Origin of the sequence: Natronincola peptidivorans, from assembly GCF_900111615.1 — a bacterium.
In the GTDB taxonomy this organism is placed as follows: Bacteria; Bacillota; Clostridia; order Peptostreptococcales; family Natronincolaceae; genus Natronincola_A; species Natronincola_A peptidivorans.
Window position 1 is genome coordinate 213,834 of sequence record NZ_FOHU01000004.1, and the last position, 19,487, is coordinate 233,320.

Consider the following 19,487-nt stretch of genomic DNA (forward strand, 5'->3'; position numbering starts at 1 on the left):
CTACCTTCCATAGAGTTTAGTTATTGTGTAAATTTTCTTGGCTAATTCTTCAGTAAGCTGCTCTTTTTTTACCCTCCATAGCCAATTGCCTCCAATGGTGGAGGGAATGTTCATCCTAGCTTCACTCCCCAGACCTAGAAAATCCTGCATTTGTGCTATGGCTAGATTTCCTACTGAGCTCCAAGCGCCTCTTATAAAGCCCCAATGATAGCCATCTTCCTCCGTTAGTTTTAAATATCTAAGAGCAAAATCAACATCTGCCTTTTTCCCATTTAAAAACCATCCATTGGCGGTATCATTGTCATGAGTTCCTGTATAAACAACACAATTTTTATCGTAGTTATGGGGCAAATAATCACTCTCTTCCCGGGTATCAAAGGCGAATTGTAATACCTTCATTCCAGGGTAGCCTGTTTTTTCTCTTAGGGTAATCACTTCGGGTGTCAAGTAGCCTAGATCCTCTGCTATAATATTTACATTGCCCAGTTTTTCCTTAATAGCATCAAATAGCTTAATACCCGGTCCCTTTACCCATCGACCATTAACAGCAGTTTTTTCTCCATAGGGGACAGACCAGTAGGATTCTAGTCCCCTGAAATGGTCGATTCTTATAATATCATACAGCTTAATACATCCTTTAATTCTTTCTATCCACCAGTCAAATCCTCTTGCTTCTAGTAAGTCCCATCGATATATTGGGTTCCCCCATAATTGTCCGGTATTAGAAAATGCATCTGGAGGACATCCTGCAACCTCAAGAGGTCTCTTGTCTTCATCTAAAAGAAAGATTTCACTGTTTCCCCATGTATCAACACTATCCTCTGCCACATAGATGGGTATATCTCCTATGATTTTTATGTTTTTATCATTAGCATATTGCTTTAACTTTGACCATTGGGTAAAAAACAAGAATTGTAAAAAAATCCAATAATTTATTTCTTCCCTTAATTTTTCCTTATAATAATTCATGGCGTTTTTTTCACGCAGCTTTATAGCTTCCGGCCATTCCTGCCATGATATCAATTCAAATTCAAATTTTAATGCCATGTAGAGACCATAGTCTTCTAACCACAGTAAGTTTTCTTTCCTAAATATCACAAGATCTTCTTGATACTTTTCCTTTCCTCTATGAAAAGCAATTTTTAAAACGGGTAATTTATTTTTAAAAATCTTTTCATAATCTACCTTTTCAGAATCACTGCCAAAATCTAAATCTCCAAAATCTGATTTCTCTAGGAGTCCCTCTTCAACCAAAAAATCAAGGTCAATAAAATAAGGATTTCCTGCAAAATTTGAGAAGGATTGATAGGGAGAATCCCCGAAACCAGTAGCTCCGATGGGTAATAACTGCCAGTATTTTTGTCCTGCTTCTTCCAAAAAGTCTACAAATCTATAAGCCTCTTCTCCAAAGGTACCAATACCATAAGGACTAGGCAGAGACGTAATATGCATTAAAATGCCGCTGCTTCTTTTCATGTTCTCTTCCCCTTTTTAATAATTCTAGTCTCACTATGAAACCTCTACTATTTTCTTAGTCATATTTCCTTGTATATCTAAGATTTCAAAGCTTATTTTTTTTAGTTTATCATTGCCCTTATTGATAATAGTAATTTGGAAATCATTCTTTATCTTTTCTATTTCAATCAACACTTCCTTATACTGTCTATTTTTATACTCCTTTGTAGTACCATCGTCATCGTAATAAACATAGGTAGCCTTGCTATCAACAAATGCAATCGCCTCTAATTCATCATGACATAGCTCCTCCACACTGCTGCCATGCTTTCCTAAAAGTACTATATGATTTTTTCTAATAAAAATTGGTGTCTCCTGCATATCTGCTTCTAGATAAGCATTTCCTTTTTTATAGATCTGGTAGCTTCTGTTCTTATAGTCCACTGCCTTCCAAAGCAGCATCTCCTCTGGAATCCATACGTATCTACCTCCAGCATTTTCTTCATAGATAGGTGTGATCATTAAGGCATCTCCAACCAAAAGCTGATCCTCTACTCTTCTGGATCTTTCATCATCATAGTGAAAGGCAAGGGGAGCCATATATACATCCCTATTGAGAAGAGCCCTCATAAACTCGGAATAAATATAGGGTATAAGAGCATATCTAAGCCTTATGATGTTTCTAAGAATATGTAAAGTTCCCTCATCAAAGGCAAAGGGCTCCTGTCTCCTAGTACCCATGGCAGAGTGATTTCTAAATAATGGCGTAAATAAGCTGAATTGCATCCATCTTATCATTAGTTGAGGATTAACATCTCCGCCAAAGCCGCCGGTGTCTGCACCACTATAAAGAAATCCGCACATATTTAAAGAACTCATCATTTTTACATTTAATAAAAGATGCTCCCACCAAGAATGATTATCACCAGTCCATATTCCCCCATAGCGATGGGCTCCTATGTAGGAGGCTCTAGAAAACATAAGGAATCTCTTATCTGGCTGTATTTCCTCAAAGGCTTCTGCCGCCGCCCTAGTCATGTTATAACCATATAAATTATGAAGCTTATCATGATTAACCAGTTTTCCCTCTGACTTATGGTAAAAATCCTGATAATCTTTCAAATTGTTTAATAATCCTACGAAAGCATCTCTAAGCTCAAAATAGCTATATATATCTAGATTTTGGTTTTGTGCCTCCTTGGCTTTTTCTACTGCTTTATGTAATTCCTTGTTGGTGTAGAAAATAGCTGGCTCATTCATATCATTCCAAAAACCTTCTATACCCCAATCAATCAATCCTTTGTATTTTAATCCAAACCATCTTCTGGCCTCAGGATTTAAAAAATCTGGAAAATGAACTCTGCCAGGCCATACAGCAGCTACAAAAGCTTCGCCTTTTTCATCCACACAAAAATAATTTTTCTCTATGCCTTCCTCATATACATCATAGCCCTTCTCAATTTTTACTCCTGCATCAATAATAGGTACTAATCTAAAGCCTTTGTCTTTTATCTTTTTCACAAAGCCTTCAAAATTTGGAAAGCTTGCATCATCAACAGTGAAATCCTTGAATTTTTCCATATAATCTATATCTAAGTAAACAGCATCACAGGGTATGTCATAATATAAAAAGCTATCTACAATTTTTTCAACTTCTTCAGCATTCATATAGCTCCATCTACTCTGTTGGTAGCCAAAGGCCCATTTGGGAGGACAATAGCTTTCCCCAATCAGACTTAAAAACTGTTGCACGATTTCCCTTAGCGAAGTCCCTTTTAATATATATAAATCAAAATCCTTACCTTCAACAGTTATATCCAAAAACTCCGAATGGGTAAATCCAATATCAAAGGTAACTTTACTGGGATAATCAATAAATACTCCAAATTTTTCTTCTCCATCTACTACAAAGAAATTATGTGCCCCATATAAGGACTTCTTATCAGGAGTATGATTGGGATCGTCAGTACAGTAGGATACATAAACCCCACCTCGCTTATTCATCCCTTTTTGATTTTCTCCCAGTCCCCATATGATATCCTGGGGAGTCATCCTGTAGCTAAGTCGAAAGCCTTCTGTTTCTTCTATTTGAAAATATTCTATATTTTCTTTATCACATTCTCTTCCCTTTTGAAGAACAGCATCTGTTTCAAAAGGATTGCCTATTCTATACTTCATAATTAACCTACTGATTTCATATGTTTTCATAATACATCACCCTTTTGTGGATTTTCTAGTTATTTTATGGAACCATCTGTAACCCCTTTAATAATGTGTTTTTGTGCAAAGAAGTAAAATAATATAATAGGGATTATCCCTAAGACCAATCCCGCTAAAGCTAGATGCCACCTTCTAGAATACTGTCCAAAGAAATAAAACATTCTTAATGGAATAGTATGCCATTGTGGTTTATTGATTACCAATTGAGGTAATAGAAAGTCATTCCAAATCCACATTGCATTTAGAATTGCTACCGTCACGTTTATAGGCTTTAATAATGGAAATATAATATGCCAAAACACTTGAAATTTATTGCACCCATCGATTATTGCTGCTTCCTCTAGCTCTACAGGTATACTCTTAATAAATCCATGATATAAAATAATCGATAGACTAGAGCCAAACCCGAGGTACATAAATATCAATCCATAGGGATTTAAAAAACCTAGCCTACCCATAATAAATATAAGGGGCAGCATAACTGATTGGAAGGGTACCAGCATAGCAGCTGCAAAGAGAAAAAAGAAAAATGTACTAAGTTTCGTCTTTGTCCTTACCAGCATCCACGCCGCCATTGAGGCAAAAATAATAATAACGATTGTACTGCTAACAGTAATAAATAATGAATTGCCAAAGGCACGAATAAAATTTAATTCATGGAAGGCCTCTACATAGTTGGTACTGCTAAAATGTTCTCCAAAAGGAAGATTGACAACATTCGTAAATATTCCTTTTTGGGTTTTAAGAGAATTTGTTAAAACGATATAAAAAGGAGATAGAAATAGTACTGCAATAAGGATACTTACTAAGCCTAATTTAAACTCACTTTTCTTTTTGGGATTTTTATGAGGTTTTATCTCTTTGGGAAAAGAAGGATTACCAGCTTTAGCTCTCATTTTAGTTTCCATTACATTTCTACCTCCTTTTTCTTGCTATAATAAATTTGTGTTAAGGTAATTGCTGCCACTGAGATTAGGAAAACAACCGCCTTCGCTTGGGCCAAGCCAAAATTGTTAAAAGTAAAGGCAGTATTGTAGATGTTCATTGCCAGCATTTGTGTAGAGTTATAGGGATTCCCTGCTGTTAGAGAAAGATTTTGATCATACAGCTTAAAGGAGTTGGATAAGGTTAAAAAGATGCCTACTGTAAAGGCTGGTGCCACTAAGGGAATCGTTATATGTGAGAGGGTTTGCAATCTATTTGCACCATCAATTTCTGCCGCTTCATACATTGATTTAGGTATGTTTTGTATGGCAGCAATATAAATAACCATCATATATCCCGCCATCTGCCACGACATCAGGATTACCAATCCCCAAAATCCTGTAGTGGTGGTTGCCAGCCAGCCTTGTAGAAAGGTAATACCCCATCTTACTCCTAAGGAATGAAATGCTCTTGTGAAAATAAACTGCCAAATAAATCCTAGAATAAGTCCTCCAATTAAATTGGGCATAAAAAATATACTCCGAAGAAAATTGCTAATTTTTAATCCTCTTGTTACCAATAGTGCTAAACCAAATCCCATAGCATTAATAGTGATAACGGATACAAAGGCAAATTTAACGGTGAATTCAAATGCATTTAAAAAACCTTGATCTTTAGTAAATATATTTATATAGTTCTTTAATCCTATCCAATCTGCATTGTTATTGATGCCATTCCAGTTGGTAAAGGAAAAATAGATTCCCATCAATATCGGTATAATAACCACCACAACAAAAGACAGCAGAATAGGTCCTACGAAAAAGGTAAAAGATAATTTGGAATTTTTCATGTTGACCTCCCCTATATAAACAGGGGGAGGAATACCCTCCCCGTTTGTCTTCTACTACCTACCTCATATCCACCCATTGGGCTTTAGCGTCAGAGATTACTTCATCCCATGTAAAGGAACCATCATAGTATTTTTGAATGTTGCTTCCTAAAATCTCCATTCCCCAACCTGTAGGATAGCCCATAAATACCCATGGCGTTGTATTTCCTGCTTCAGCATATCTTTTAACTGCTCTACCTAAGGAGTCTTGTGGCTCTAAGTTTTCAAACCCTTTTAATGGTGGTATAAAATAGAATTCATTGACTATAAAATCTTTTCCTGTATCAGAAGTATATAACCAGTTTAAGAAATCCTTAGCTGCTTCCTTTTCTGCATCTCCTGCATTCTTGTTCACTGACCAATGCATAGGAACTCCAACAGGAATTGCATTTTCTTTTGCTCCAACTACTGGCATAGGTAATATATCTAGGTTATCTGCTACTGCTGGGTCTACACCCCTTACCCCACCATAAATCCAGTTGCCCTGTTGGATAATAGCAACACGTTCAATAGCTATACCTTCTTCAACCTGTGTAGTATAATCTACGTTGTTTAGATTTCTCTTAGCATTGGCGCTAGAAGAGTAATCAGCTTGTAGATCTATCAATTGCTTTAATTGGTCTGCATATTTAAATTCAATACTTTTAGCACTATAGGCATCAATTGAACTATCAAACTCTTGACCTAAGAAAGCATTAGAGGTATGCAGTCCTGTTACCCAGGTTTCTCTTGCAGCATACTCGAAAACTGCTTCTAATAAAGGATATTGCTCCTTTAGCTCTCCTGCCTTTATTTTAGCATCTAATGTTTTTACTGCATCTTCTAAGCTGGCAAAATCTACAACCTTAGATCCATCAATTCCTGCCGCTTCAAAGATTCCCTTATTGTAAATTAGCCCATAGCCTTCTATGTTAAAAGGAAGAGCATAAACCTTACCATCTACAGTTACTCCAGATAACATGCCATCCAAAGCTAAATCTACCCATGGTTGATCTGATAAATCTTCAAGTTTGCTCATCCAGTCTTCCACGTCTTGAGGTCCGCCTATATTGAAAATTGTAGGTTCATTTCCTGATTGGAAAATAGCTCTTAAAGCTGCTCCATAATCGTCTCCTCCTCCTACTGTTTGAATATTAATTTTTACATTTGGATTCTCAGCCTCATAAGCCCTTGCAGCTTCATCTAATTCCTTTACGATTTCCACTTTAAATTGGAATACATCTACTTCTACTTGTTCCTGACCTTCTTCTCCACCTGCAGCTCCCTGTTGATTTGATGAGCATGCTGCCAATAACAATGTGGAAAGGACCAACATTACAGCTATACTTAGTACTAGTTTTCTTTTTAACTTCATAACATTTCTCCCCCTTGAGTTTGTTTTATAAAGCAATACTAACCTTACTTTTAGCCATGTATCCTCATGTCTACTGTCAAACAACTTCTCTTAAGCATCTTTGGTATTCAGTCTTTCAAACTGAACTTCATACTATGTAGCCCCCACCTCCTTACTGAAATAATCATACTTGTATTCCCTTTAATCGGTTCTTTTAGGATCACCTAACTGATAAAGAACCGATAAAGCTTACAACAAATAACTATCCTCTCTATTAAATCCCCGGAAATGTGAATTTACTTAATAGCATTCAGCTTCTTTTTCCTCATACTTTTCTTCACTAATCACACTTAAACATGATTCTCTTTTTAATAACTCAGTTTTTAGCACTACATGTTGATGCTTCTTTTTCTTTTTTATAAAATCGAATAAGATTTCTACACTTTTCCGTCCCATTTCCTCACCCGGCTGTTTTACTGTAGTAATAGAAGGATGAAAAAACTCCGAAAAATCTATTCCATCAAATCCAATAATAGATATATCTTGAGGAATCCTCAAGCCTCTGCTGAGTATTGCCTTTGCAGCTCCAATCGCCATAATATCAGAGGTAGCAAATACCGCCGTTATATCCTGCTGTTTGTCTAATAGCCTATCCATAGCTGTGAAAGCTGAGGTGAATGTATATTCTCCAATTTCTAAGCATTCTTCCTTGTACTGGATTTTATTTACCTCTAGGGCTTTTTTATATCCTTTGATCCTTAGAGTTCCTATACTTCGATCTTCTTCCCCAGTTGCAATCATTCCAATTCTCTCATGCCCTAAACTACATAGATAATCCACTGCTTCAAAGGCAGCCCTTTCATTTTCGATAATAACACTAGAAAAAATTTCTTTGTTAACGTTTTCCACAATATTGGTTGAAGCAAGAACAATAGGGGTGCCTAGATCTACTAGCTGTTCTTCATCTATGTTGTCATAATCACCACCGAGACAAATCAAGCCCCTTAGCTTCTTTTCTTTAATCAATTCAATTGCTTCTCCGATATCATTAACATCCTCATTACAATCGCTATCGTTATAATGAATAATCATCGAATATCCTTCTTCGTGTATCTTTTCTTCAATCGACTGTAGGATTTGAGAAAAAAATGGATTATAAATACCCTTTACCAAAACCCCTATGTTTTTAGAATTGTTTCTCTTTAGGTTTCTAGCACTGTTATTAGGTATGTAGTTATGCTCCTGAATAATCCTCAATATTTTTTCCTTTGTATCCTCTTTTACATCTGGATGATTGTTTAGGACCCGTGATACAGTACTGACACCTACCCCTGCCATTTGAGCAATATCCTTTATATTTACATTCTTCATATGCAGCCACCCCTTCGGTAACGTTTCCGGTAACGTTTCCAGTTCTTGAGTTTATTATATCAGATTTCTAATTTTTTTGAAACCACTTTTAATAAAATTTTTATACTTTTTTGAAAAATAGAAAAACTATTCTTGTATTTTATCTCAAGAATAGTTTCTTATTTCTTTTTTTACTAGATTATTCACATTAGATTATTCAAAAAATAACCCCTGAATTATTTCAAAATTCAGAGGTTTTGTTTATCCATAGTCTATAGCTTTGTGGAGGATAGTATGGTTTTCTATAAACTTTTCTTCTTAATACTTAAACCTAGCAATGCTTTTTTGCATTTCATCTGCCAATGCCGCTAAAGCTTCACTTGAACTAGCTATTTCCTCCATAGCTGCTGTTTGCTCCTCTACTGATGCTGAAGCTTCCTCTGTTCCTGCTGCATTTTCTTGCGATATCGCTGATAGGTTTTGAATGACTCCAATAATTTCTCCTTTTTTATTTTCCATTGTTTCCCCCGATTGGTTAATGGCCACTATCACTTCTTTCATTTTTTCAATGGCATTGTCAATTCCTTGGAATTTAGCATTAGTTGTTGCTACACTTTCTGTTTGTGATGCTACTGTTTTACTCATCTCCTCCATTGTTTTAACAGCATCCTCTGTTTTATCTGTTAGTTCCTGTATTATACCAGCGATTTCTTCAGTAAATGCATTGGATTGCTCTGCCAGCTTTCTTATTTCCTCTGCAACTACTGCAAATCCCTTACCAGCTTCTCCTGCCCTAGCTGCCTCGATGGCTGCATTTAAAGCCAATAAGTTTGTTTGCTCAGCGATACTTCTAATCATTTCACTTGCATTTTCTATTTTTTCTGCACTTTCATTGGTATTCACAATAATTTTATATACTTCCTTTGCTGATTGACTATTGCTATTTGTCTTCTCTACTAAATCCTTTAGGACTTCAAAGCCTTCATCCTTTAACTTCGTTACTTCGTTGGTAGAGATATTTAAGTCTTTTATATACTTTTGTTCTTTTTCAATCAATTCACCTATTTGGCTAATATGAGCTACTCCTTTTTCTGTATCTTCTGCCTGCTCACCTGCGCCTTTAGCAATTTCTTCAATGGTTTTAGCTACTTCATCCGCTGCCATAGCCGACTGTTGACTGGTTATGGTTAAGGCTTCTGAAGAAGAGGCTACTTGCTGGGAAGTGTCTGCTATTTGCTTTATAAACTCCCTCAGATTATCGGTAATTGTCTGGAATGCTAGTGCTAAGGATCCTATCTCATCTTTTCTTTTAATAAATGTATTTGGAACATCTTCAGTAATGTTTAGACTAGCTATCTTTTCTGAGTGCTTTATTGTGGAAATAATTGGTTTTGTGATTGAATTTCCAATTAAGTAACATAGAACAATAGCTACTAGAAGGATGATAGATGCTACAAGAATGATTTGCCTTTGTAGTGCTGGAATTGCCGCCAACACTTCCTCCTCATTAGCTGTAATCACCAATGTCCACTGAGTTCCTTCTACAGGGGCATATCCTACATAAAGATTATTATTTTGATATTGGTATCCTCCTACTCCGCTCTTCTCTTCTAGTATCTGGTGAAACTGCTGCGCCATGGATTGTAACCCAGGATCATCTTGTACCATTTCTATTGGGTTCCATTGCTCCATTACCCTTTCTCTATTTTCGTGAGCAATCACTGTTCCATCTTGATTAATCATATAGGCGTATCCCATTTCACCAAAGCCCATATCGTCAGTAATATTGCTCATAACATTTCCATCTCTACGTCCTACTAAAACACCTTCTATTCTACCATCCTTATGTATTGGCGTTGCATACATAATTACCGCTTGGTTAGTTACTCTGCTAATCAATAAATCCGATACATTTGCTTCCCCTTCAAAGGCTCTTCTTACATACTCCCTATCACCTAACTCTGCTGTTGTTCCATCCTGATAATAAGCGATACCGTCGGGATAAACCACTGCTAAAGCAAGGAAATTTACTCTTTGCAGCTGTCGTAGATGTCCTTGTAATGCTGGCTGCTGTATTTCCCAATCCATGCTTTGAATCTCTGATCTTCTTGCCAGCATTTCTATTGTTGCTATTTGAGTTTCAATACGACTTTCTGCTAATCGTGCTCCTTCATAGGCTAACAATTCCACGGCTGTTTTTGCCTCTTCAGTAGCTACGTCACTAACTGTCCTTAGGGAAATAAAACCAAATACAACAGATATGACTAAAATTAAAATAGAAAAATAAATAATCAACTTTGTCTTTATACTCTTCATTCCATCCCCTCCAATACCGTATTTTATCTTTACATTTTCCATGCAATATAAAGAGTCCTATAATGTATATATTTCATATAGTTACATTATATGTAAAATTTTCGAATATTTCAACATTTATTTACATTGTTTGATAATAGGGCTATAGCCACACGCCTCAGTTTTTGTCAGCTTTTGACACTTCTTTTATCCTAAGAAGACAGCCTATTCACCCATCTCATCTTACTCTGTGAAGGGGATCATTTTTTTAAATGCTGTTGGTAGGGGATATAATTTCAGTTGATTTTTGTTTACCCACTTTATTTCTGGGTAATCTATTTCTTTTTCCTCCTCTAGCTTCATTTCATAAAGTAGCATATGCCATTTTATATGAGTAAAAACATGGTTTTTTTTCAGAAGATAATTAATGTTAGAAACCTTTATAGCATAGGTTTCTAATAGCTCTAGCTCAATACTCCTCCCTGCCTTTAGATCCTTCTCTTGCTCAATCCCCGGCAATCCCCAAAGGTCACCCAAAAGTCCTTCCTTGGGACGTTTCGTAATGAGGATCTTGTCCTTCTTATATATCAAAGCCATCTCCATTACTCTTTCTTTTTGTTTAGGCTTTTTTTGTTTTACTGGTACTTTTTCCTGCACTCCTAATGCCCTTGCTTTGCATAGCTGAAGTAAGGGGCAGGCAAGACATTTAGGAAAATTCGGTGTGCAGATAAGGGCTCCTAATTCCATTAATCCTTGATTAAAAAAAGAAGGGTTTCTGTGGGACACCACCTTTTCCCCAATTTGCTGCATATGTTTTTGTGTCCTCATGAGGGTGATATCTTCTTGCAAATGAAAAACTCTAGAAAACACCCTCATCACATTTCCATCTACTGCTGGAACTGGTTGTTGGAAGGCGATACTAGCAATGGCTCCAGCTGTGTAGGGTCCGATTCCTGGCAAAGCTAAAATAGCCTCGTATCTCTCTGGAATTCTTCCATCATGTTGGTCCATAATGATTTTAGCTGCTAGATGGATTCGTCTACCTCTACTATAATAGCCTAATCCCTCCCATGCTTTTAACACCACTTCTTCCTCAGCCTCTGCTAAATCTTTGATGGTTGGAAATTTCTGAATAAACCTATGATAATAATCTATTACAGTATCTACCCTAGTTTGCTGTAGCATTACTTCAGAAATCCAGATATAATAGGGATTTTTCGTCTCCCTCCAAGGCAGCTTCCTGTGATTTTTTTCATACCATTCTATAAGGCTCTGTTGTAGCTTAAAGGTTGTTGATGGGTTTAAAGCTTCTTTTATGGGTTGTTTTTGCTTTGTCATGATTATCTCCTTGTGATAGCTTCTCTGTTAGTTGACTTTAACTATACCTAGCTATGATTTTGCTTATGGCAGATGCTGGCTAATATGTTCCATTATCCAACCCAAATCCTTTATATAATAAGGTCTAAGCAAATTTTATAGGTTGGCTATTTGCCAATCTATCTCTTCACTTCCTATACTCTTTAAAAACCTATTGGTTTTAGAAAAAGGCCGGCTTCCGAAAAATCCCCGATTTGCAGAAAATGGACTTGGATGTGGCGCCTTGATAATAAGATGCTGTGGCGAACTAATAAGATTTTCCTTCTCTTGAGCATTTTTTCCCCACAGTAGAAATACCATAGGCTTTTCCCTTTCATTCAATAGCTCTATCACTCTATCCGTTAAAGCTTCCCATCCTATGCCCTTATGAGAATTGGCCTCCCCTTTCCTCACAGTTAATACAGTATTCAGCAGCAGCACTCCCTGCTTTGCCCATGCCTCAAGATAGCCATTATTAGGTATATAGCATCCTATATCCGTCTGGAGCTCTTTAAATATATTCTGGAGGGATGGTGGAGACTTGACTCCTGGCTTTACAGAAAAGCTTAATCCATGGGCCTGTCCCGGTCCATGATATGGGTCCTGTCCAAGGATGACAACCTTTGTGTTATGAAAAGAGGTGAAATGAAGGGCATTATATATATCATATTTATCAGGATAAATCACTTTTGAATTATATTCTTGGATGAGAAATTGTCTTAGCTTTAGGTAATAGGGCTTTTCAAGCTCTTGCTCCAGCAAAGGAGCCCAATCATTCTTTAAAATAGTCATCAATACCATCCTCCTGAAAAATTTTTTATAGCTATATTTTTTATAGCTATATCATATGAAAATTATAACATAATAATTTTACTTCATTAAATTTTTAAAAAAACGATAAAAGCCACAATCTAAAACACATCAACACCTCTACCAATGATAATGACGTATTTTCTGCTTTAGATAAAATGTAGAGGGACGGAGAACCGTCCCCCGTCCTTTTTGTCCTTTTGGGAACTGTCCCCCGTCCCTTTGTTTATTTTATATCCTTCATATCTTTTAAAAACTTTTGCTGCGGCAGCTTGGGTACATTTTTAAAGGGATTTCTCCATTCCATAAGACATGCATAATCCCGTGATTTATTGTCCTCTACATAATTTGCAAGAATTTTTACTGGTCGTCTGCCACATTTAAACATAAAGCTGATGACAGGATCTGATATCTCTCCATCAATTACCTTTTCTATGTATTCCTCAGGAGATAAGTCCTTGGCATACTTATGATAATTTGGCATTCGCCCACAGCCCAATAATCTATCTAAGTCTAGCTTTACTACTAGATAATATGCGCTTTGTACCATCACACGACCAATATTATAATGTCTAAAATCTCGATGAACATTGATATCCACTACATATAGGGTTTCTCCTTTTGGTTGGTGACTTCCTTTAACATAACCTTCATTGGTGATTTCATCCCAGGTATGGGGCTCATCTGGATCATAATTGATAATCATGGTGGTCAGCACGCCAACAACCTTTTTATCCATTTCTACACATAGACAGCCTAATGGAAATGCATCCACATGGGAGCTTAGTTGTTCCTCCTCCCATAAAAGCTCTTGGGGAAAAGGTGGAGGGTAAGAGAGCCTTTCCATCTCTATAATTGCATCAAAATCCTTTTTTGTATAATTTCGTATGGTTATTGATTTTGGTTTTTTGTCATATAATACAAAAGTTTCTAGTCGAAACATATTTTTCCTCCTTAAAATATTGAAATTTGCACAGTATAGATATATATGATACCATGGTTGCAAGTATAGCAATAAAAAGGGGTGTGTTTTATGCGTCTAAGAATATCAGCAGTACAGTATAATATGAAGAAAATAGCTAGCTTTGAAGAATTCGCACAACAGGTTAAGGGTTATGCTTATTATGCCAAGGACTGGAATTCTCGCTTTATTGTTTTTCCTGAATTCTTAACCATTCAATTGCTTTCCTTCATGGAAGAAACAGATCCTTACAAAAGCATTAGGCTTTTGCCTAGTTACACAGAAAAATACATTGAATTATTTTCTAGTCTGGCAAAGGAGCTGGACCTATATATTGTAGGGGGCACCCATATTATTGAAGTAGAAGGTAATATTTATAATTGTGCATATTTATTTTACCCTGATGGTAGCTTTGTTAAACAACCGAAGATTCATTTGACAACAGAGGAAAAATATAGCTGGAAAATCACCCCTGGTGATGATGTAAAGGTATTTGATACTGAGGCAGGCAAGGTTGCCTTGATTGTATGCTATGACATGGAGTTCCCTGAAACAGCTAGACGTGCCACGGATTTAGGGGCCAACATTCTTTTCTGCCCCTCCAGCACTGATGATAGACAGGGTTTTTATCGAGTACGCTACTGTTGTCAAGCACGGGCTGTAGAAAATCAAGTCTATGTAGTCCATACTGGAGGAACCGGCTGGATGCCTGAGGTTCGTTATATGCAGAGTCATTATGGGGTAGCTGCCATCCTGGCTCCCTGTGACAGCTATTTCCCTCCTAAAGGAATCGTAGCTGAAGGTGACCCTTCAGAAGAGATGGTGGTAACGGGAGAGATAGATTTATTAAAGCTGGTTGAAACCAGAGACAGTGGAGATGTTACTACCCAAAGAGATAGACGTGATGATTTGTATGCTAAGTGGAGAGAAAGTAAATAAGAGAAAAAAGGAGTGGTCATTTTTACCAACGGGTTCAGTTGAGAGGTTCAAGCGAAGAAAATGCATCAAGAATTGCAATAAAAAATGTACTGTTAGATGTTAAATAACAGTACATTTTTTATTATGTTTTTACCTTAGTTTTTGCTACTAAACCGATGCATTTCTATGTCGTATAAAAAAGATGATGTGCCATTAATCAGGCGGTCAAAGACCGCCCCTACACATTGACAATATGCAATTGTATCGACCAATAACTGGCGACCACAGGTCGCCCCTACAATATATGATACCACACAACAGATAGGGGCACCACGCACCATGTAGGGGCGACCTGCGGTCGCCCGAATATGTAATATATTACGCATGATCCATCAAGTGCGTCATAATAGCTGTCTTAATTGTACCATAAATTTACAAAGATACTATGAAACAAAGCTAGTTTTTCTTTCTTTTTTACATTTATTTTTACATCAGTTTTTGCGACTATTTTTGTTATGTAATAAATTTATTACATCTAAGAAAGCATATGCAAATCCTAATGTAATTTTAGGCTTAATTTATGTTTATAGTTGCATAGAGTGTTCAAATTTAAAGAAATAACCACTCGCAATATGAGTGGTTATTTTAATTGTAAAATGCAATGTAATTTTTAGTTTTGTACCTCTGAAGTGAACCCGTTACATTTTTAGACCGCTCCTTTTTATTTGCATTATCCAATTAGGGTCTATGCCCCTCCTGATTCTTCCCGAATGTTTGGACTTACTGAAACCATGTCACTTTATCTCTATAGGAAGGATAGCATCCTGCAGCTCTGCTGTATAGATAACCTTTCCTATTGTTAATTGTAAATCCTCCCCTTGACCTTCAAAGGTGATGATCCTTGAGTAGGTAATAGTACCATCTAATTTTTTATCATAATCCAACGGAGTTGTTTCTATAAACCTAAGATTTTTATCCTTCCCAGACAAGGACACATCCAATAGCGACATACTCTCTTCTGTTTCAACTGTTATATGGGTATTGCCATTTATAACTTCAATATTTTCTATTTTTATTTCTCGGTTATCATATTCTATGCTATAGGGTAACCCTTTGTCGGCTAAATCTATTGTCATATTAGGTCGTCGAACCACTGATAAGCCTTGCAGCTGAATCTCTAGCTTCTGTATATCCTGTGGCAGCGGGTCAAAGGAAAAGCTAAAGGTATAACCCTTCATATCTGTCCTCATACCAGCCCCTTGATTTCCTATCTCCTTGCCATCTGCCAAAAGCTTTATGTTCATCCTGGCAATTCTGGTTTGATCTCCTGAAATCTGTTCTCTCACCAGTTCTAACAGATTGTTAATACTTCCCTCAATTAAAGTTTGAGTAGGAGTAGCTGTTATTTTCTCAAAGTTAACCTCTATCTCTTCAATTTCTATTGTCTTTTTAATTTTTTGTTTTATAGTGTGTCCCATGGCTTTGCTTCTATTTAAAACAAAGGGGATTGTTCCTTCTTGATATAGGCCATTGCTCCTTATGCTAAATTTAAAGGTAAGCCTTCTCTCCCATATCCTAGGAGTTTCGAAATTTGCCCTATAAATCATTTCTTCTTGATGATCATTCTCCACATATTCTCCCATACCACTTCTCATTCTGTAACTTCTAAAAAACCCTTTAAATTCTACTAAAGGACTATGCTGGCCCATGATTTTATTAGGATCCTTTATCTTATAAAATGCTATCATTTGATTATCGTCCACCATGATGGCATCTAGCGTTACCTCTACACCATTTTCAAAGGTATAGGATTTTCCAATCTCCTGTCCCTTACCCATCTGATTTAAATCCTTTAAACTGTCGGACATAACTCCATCGTACCCAACAATTCTTTTGCTATAATAGGCGAAGGTATCAAAGTGGTAGCCCACAAAGACAAAAAGCACTAGTACCGCTGCTATAAATCTACTGTTCCATATGCATCTAGACCTAGGTTTCTGATGTCTTAATGCTCCCCTTAATCTTTCCTCCATCTCTTCTGGAGCCTCTATCCTATCATAGTCTCTTTTCTTTTCCTGTAGCATTTTTTCTATGTCCATCATTTTACACCACCTCCTAATGCTGCCTTCAATTTCTCAATGCCATTAAAAATTCTGGATTTTACCGTTCCTAAAGGAGTGTTTGTGAGTCTTGCAATGGTTTCATAATCATAATCCATATAATACCTAAGCCTGATGGCCTCCTGTTGATTTGGATTTAATTTCTTTAAGGCTTTTTCTAAATCAATGGCATCCTCACGATTTTGAATCATATCCTTCTCGTCCAGGACTTCCTTTTCCTCTAGATATATTAGCTTTTTTCTTTTTCTCAATAGGTCTTTACATCTATTTACTAATATGGTTTTACTCCAGCTGTCAAAGGCTTCTTCCTTTTTTAAAGTTTTTATTTTTTTATAAAGTATAACAATTGTATCCTCTAAGGCATCCAAAGTATCCTCTTGGTTTTGCATATAAACATAGGCTAACTTATAATATTCTTGTTTTTTATTCATAATTAGCTGCAGCAACGCTTCTTTGTCTCCTACTTTGGATTTTTTCACCAGTTCTATTGTCTCCACCTGCCCAAACCTCCTTTACTATCTATAAGAGTGTTTATGTAAGAAAAAAGTTCATTTCATTTATCCGTCTTAATTTCCTCTTAGTTTACTGACAAAAACCACCTTCACTATTTAAGAAAGTGGCTTTTGCCAACAACCTATATAAATTTATAGATACTATTCTTTATCCTTGTTGAGTGATTAAGAGGAAGCAATAATTTTCTCTGCTATTTTTTCAATGGTGGTGCATTCGTCCATGCTTTTTTTTCGGAGAATTTGATAGGCCTCATCCTCTGACAGTTTTCTTTTTTTCATAAGAATTCCTTTTGCTTTATCTACTTTTTTACGGGCAGATAAAGTCTTTTCTAGTTTTTTAACCTTTGCCTCTAATACAGTAATTCTCTTTAGGTTTGCTAAAGAGAATTCAAGAATTTGGTGTAAATGAGCAGCATTTACTGGTTTTGTAATATAAGCAAAAACATTCATATTTCCTAAGACTTCATAAAATCCCTTATCTGGACTTCCTGTAATAAAAAGTACCGTAGATAGGCCATCATCCTCAATAATTCTTGCTAATTCGTACGCATTAATTCCCCATATATTTACATCAATCAACACTATATGTGGCAGTATTTTACGTGCAATTCTTAGAGCCCCAGCTCCATCGGTAGCTTCATATATTCTATAGCCTTTTTGAGTTAATAAATTGCAAATTTGCTTTCGAGATGTGGATCCGCTATCGGCTACCACGATACGATAATTGTCCATACTACCACCTCAATTCCGATACAATGTTTGATATTTATTATACTCTTTTTTTTAAAAAAAGAGTACCCCATTAAGGTACTCTTTTTTTAAAAAGCTTTTTGGGTTCTCTACTTAGAATTTCCTTAAATATCTGTCTAACTCCCATTGTGTCACATAGCTGGCGTATTCTTTCCATTCAACCAAGGCTGCATCTGTAAATTTCTCAAAGAGATGTGTTCCTAATGCTTCTTTGATTACTTCATCCTTTTGTAATTCTTCTACTGCTTCATATAAATTACCCGGTAATCCAACAATACCTTTTTCCTTCATTTCCTCTTCACTCATATGATAAACATTACTGTTTACTGCAGGTGGCGGTGTCATTTTATTTTTTATACCATCTAATCCAGCCTTCAGTATTGCTGCTAATGCTAGATATGGGTTAGCGGATGGATCTGGGTTTCTTAATTCAATTCTAGTGGAGCTTCCTCTTTTTGCAGGTATTCTTATTAATGGACTTCTATTACTGGCAGACCAAGCAATCAACACCGGTGCTTCGTATCCTGGAACAAGTCTTTTATAGGAGTTTACAGTTGGATTTGTTAAAGCAGCAAATGCTTTAGCATGCTTTAATACTCCTCCTAAATAGTAATAAGCTGTTTCAGAGAACTTCAAAGGATCACTTTCGTCATAAAATGCGTTTTTCCCATCTAATGTTGCTAAAGACATATTTACATGCATTCCTGAACCGTTGATGCCGAATTTAGGCTTTGGCATGAAGGTTGCGTGCAAGCCATGTCTCTGTGCAATAATTCTTACTACCATTTTAAAGGTCATGATATTGTCAGCTGTTTTCAATGCATCTGCATATTGAAAATCTATTTCATGCTGTCCTTCTGCCACTTCGTGGTGGGAAGCTTCTATATTAAAGCCCATTTGCTTTAATGTAGCCACCATATCTATTCTAGCATTTCCCCCTAAATCTACAGGTGCCAAATCAAAGTATCCTGCATTATCATGGGTTTCTAGTGTAGGCTCCCCTTTTTCATTAGTATTAAATAAAAAGAATTCACATTCTGGACCTACATTCATAATGAAGCCCATTTCTTCTGCTTCCTTGAGTACTTTTTTAAGAGCATTTCTTGGACATCCATCAAAGGGAGTGCCGTCAGGTCTGTAGACATCACATACCAATCTGGCTTCCTTGACTGGACCACTCCAGGGAAAGACTGTAAAGGTTGATAGATCTGGCCGAAGATACATATCAGATTCTTCAATTCTTACAAATCCTTCTATGGAAGAACCATCAAACATGATTTCGTTATCTAATGCTTTTTCTAATTCCTCAATGGTTATAGATACATTCTTCATTACTCCTAAAATATCAGTGAATTGTAAATGAATAAACTCTACTCCTAATTCCTCAGCTTGCTTTAAAATGTCTTCCTTACTGTAATTTTTCTTCATCTTAATGACCTCCTTTAATATTTTAAAATTATTCCTAAAGTGAAACAAAAAAATAAAAAAAGCGACCACAACAGAAGGAATAAAAAATTCCTTTTTGATGCGGACGCCTTTGCCCGAAAATTAATATTTTTTTATATGCTAAAGATTATATGCTATATTTACCTAG

At 36.3% G+C, this 19,487-nt stretch carries 15 protein-coding genes; 1 reads left to right on the top strand and 14 read right to left on the bottom strand.

The features are described 5' to 3' along the window. From malQ to BMX10_RS06920, 10 genes are all read right to left on the bottom strand, one after another. On the bottom strand, positions 1 to 1,476 hold the full coding sequence (gene malQ / locus BMX10_RS06875; protein ID WP_090441404.1) for a 4-alpha-glucanotransferase: 1,476 nt from the start codon (positions 1,474 to 1,476) through the stop codon (positions 1 to 3). 33 nt (positions 1,477 to 1,509) lie between these two features. Continuing rightward, positions 1,510 to 3,663 carry a TIM-barrel domain-containing protein gene (locus BMX10_RS06880; protein ID WP_090441407.1) on the bottom strand — a complete coding sequence of 718 codons (2,154 nt, stop codon included), beginning with the start codon at positions 3,661 to 3,663 and terminating at the stop codon, positions 1,510 to 1,512. Between the two features lie 29 nt (positions 3,664 to 3,692). Beyond that, on the bottom strand, positions 3,693 to 4,583 hold the full coding sequence (locus tag BMX10_RS06885; protein ID WP_244272657.1) for a carbohydrate ABC transporter permease: 891 nt from the start codon (positions 4,581 to 4,583) through the stop codon (positions 3,693 to 3,695). Next, a complete protein-coding gene (locus tag BMX10_RS06890; RefSeq protein WP_090441410.1) occupies positions 4,583 to 5,449 on the bottom strand; it encodes a carbohydrate ABC transporter permease in 867 nt (288 codons plus the stop codon). The genes BMX10_RS06885 and BMX10_RS06890 overlap by 1 nt, the downstream gene beginning before the upstream one ends. 58 nt (positions 5,450 to 5,507) lie before the next feature. Beyond that, entirely contained in the window at positions 5,508 to 6,842 is a 1,335-nt protein-coding gene (locus BMX10_RS06895) for an ABC transporter substrate-binding protein (protein ID WP_090441413.1), read from the bottom strand. Positions 6,843 to 7,121: 279 nt separating this feature from the next. After that, positions 7,122 to 8,192: a LacI family DNA-binding transcriptional regulator gene (locus BMX10_RS06900; RefSeq protein WP_090441415.1), complete on the bottom strand. Its 1,071-nt coding sequence runs from the start codon at positions 8,190 to 8,192 to the stop codon at positions 7,122 to 7,124. 297 nt (positions 8,193 to 8,489) lie between these two features. Continuing rightward, positions 8,490 to 10,487 carry a methyl-accepting chemotaxis protein gene (locus BMX10_RS06905; RefSeq protein WP_090441418.1) on the bottom strand — a complete coding sequence of 666 codons (1,998 nt, stop codon included), beginning with the start codon at positions 10,485 to 10,487 and terminating at the stop codon, positions 8,490 to 8,492. Between the two features lie 222 nt (positions 10,488 to 10,709). Further along, entirely contained in the window at positions 10,710 to 11,804 is a 1,095-nt protein-coding gene (mutY, locus tag BMX10_RS06910; RefSeq protein WP_090441421.1) for an A/G-specific adenine glycosylase, read from the bottom strand. Between the two features lie 135 nt (positions 11,805 to 11,939). Beyond that, positions 11,940 to 12,614, bottom strand: coding sequence for a uracil-DNA glycosylase (locus BMX10_RS06915; RefSeq protein WP_090441423.1), 675 nt, complete (start codon positions 12,612 to 12,614; stop codon positions 11,940 to 11,942). Between the two features lie 244 nt (positions 12,615 to 12,858). Next, the gene (locus BMX10_RS06920) at positions 12,859 to 13,575 is read right to left on the bottom strand and encodes a GNAT family N-acetyltransferase (RefSeq protein WP_090441425.1); all 717 of its coding nucleotides are present in this window, start codon (positions 13,573 to 13,575) and stop codon (positions 12,859 to 12,861) included. Positions 13,576 to 13,665: 90 nt separating this feature from the next. Here BMX10_RS06920 and BMX10_RS06925 point away from each other — a divergent pair, with 90 nt between their 5' ends. Continuing rightward, entirely contained in the window at positions 13,666 to 14,532 is an 867-nt protein-coding gene (locus tag BMX10_RS06925) for a carbon-nitrogen hydrolase family protein (RefSeq protein ID WP_090441430.1), read from the top strand. A 773-nt stretch (positions 14,533 to 15,305) separates the two neighbouring features. Here the strand turns inward: BMX10_RS06925 and BMX10_RS06930 are convergent. The 4 genes from BMX10_RS06930 to glnA all read right to left on the bottom strand — a co-directional run bounded on the left by BMX10_RS06930 (position 15,306) and on the right by glnA (position 19,321). Continuing rightward, positions 15,306 to 16,613 (bottom strand): DUF4179 domain-containing protein, encoded by a 1,308-nt coding sequence (locus tag BMX10_RS06930; RefSeq protein WP_090441433.1) that lies wholly within the window; start codon positions 16,611 to 16,613, stop codon positions 15,306 to 15,308. Further along, complete coding sequence (locus tag BMX10_RS06935; RefSeq protein WP_090441436.1) at positions 16,610 to 17,128, bottom strand: sigma-70 family RNA polymerase sigma factor; 519 nt, start codon at positions 17,126 to 17,128, stop codon at positions 16,610 to 16,612. The genes BMX10_RS06930 and BMX10_RS06935 overlap by 4 nt, the downstream gene beginning before the upstream one ends. Positions 17,129 to 17,308: 180 nt before the next feature. Further along, complete coding sequence (locus BMX10_RS06940; protein WP_090441439.1) at positions 17,309 to 17,875, bottom strand: ANTAR domain-containing response regulator; 567 nt, start codon at positions 17,873 to 17,875, stop codon at positions 17,309 to 17,311. Positions 17,876 to 17,986: 111 nt separating this feature from the next. Further along, complete coding sequence (gene glnA / locus BMX10_RS06945) at positions 17,987 to 19,321, bottom strand: type I glutamate--ammonia ligase (RefSeq protein ID WP_090441443.1); 1,335 nt, start codon at positions 19,319 to 19,321, stop codon at positions 17,987 to 17,989. Positions 19,322 to 19,487 lie beyond the last annotated feature (166 nt).

Coding starts and splice junctions, on each gene's coding strand:
- BMX10_RS06925 (WP_090441430.1), top strand. CDS start 13,666: ATGCGTCTAAGAATATCAGCAGTACAGTATAATATGAAGAAAATAGCT.
- BMX10_RS06880 (WP_090441407.1), bottom strand. CDS start 3,663: ATGAAAACATATGAAATCAGTAGGTTAATTATGAAGTATAGAATAGGC.
- BMX10_RS06915 (WP_090441423.1), bottom strand. CDS start 12,614: ATGACTATTTTAAAGAATGATTGGGCTCCTTTGCTGGAGCAAGAGCTT.
- BMX10_RS06885 (WP_244272657.1), bottom strand. CDS start 4,583: ATGGAAACTAAAATGAGAGCTAAAGCTGGTAATCCTTCTTTTCCCAAA.
- BMX10_RS06930 (WP_090441433.1), bottom strand. CDS start 16,613: ATGATGGACATAGAAAAAATGCTACAGGAAAAGAAAAGAGACTATGAT.
- BMX10_RS06905 (WP_090441418.1), bottom strand. CDS start 10,487: ATGAAGAGTATAAAGACAAAGTTGATTATTTATTTTTCTATTTTAATT.
- BMX10_RS06900 (WP_090441415.1), bottom strand. CDS start 8,192: ATGAAGAATGTAAATATAAAGGATATTGCTCAAATGGCAGGGGTAGGT.
- glnA (WP_090441443.1), bottom strand. CDS start 19,321: ATGAAGAAAAATTACAGTAAGGAAGACATTTTAAAGCAAGCTGAGGAA.
- BMX10_RS06890 (WP_090441410.1), bottom strand. CDS start 5,449: ATGAAAAATTCCAAATTATCTTTTACCTTTTTCGTAGGACCTATTCTG.
- malQ (WP_090441404.1), bottom strand. CDS start 1,476: ATGAAAAGAAGCAGCGGCATTTTAATGCATATTACGTCTCTGCCTAGT.
- mutY (WP_090441421.1), bottom strand. CDS start 11,804: ATGACAAAGCAAAAACAACCCATAAAAGAAGCTTTAAACCCATCAACA.
- BMX10_RS06920 (WP_090441425.1), bottom strand. CDS start 13,575: ATGTTTCGACTAGAAACTTTTGTATTATATGACAAAAAACCAAAATCA.
- BMX10_RS06895 (WP_090441413.1), bottom strand. CDS start 6,842: ATGAAGTTAAAAAGAAAACTAGTACTAAGTATAGCTGTAATGTTGGTC.
- BMX10_RS06940 (WP_090441439.1), bottom strand. CDS start 17,875: ATGGACAATTATCGTATCGTGGTAGCCGATAGCGGATCCACATCTCGA.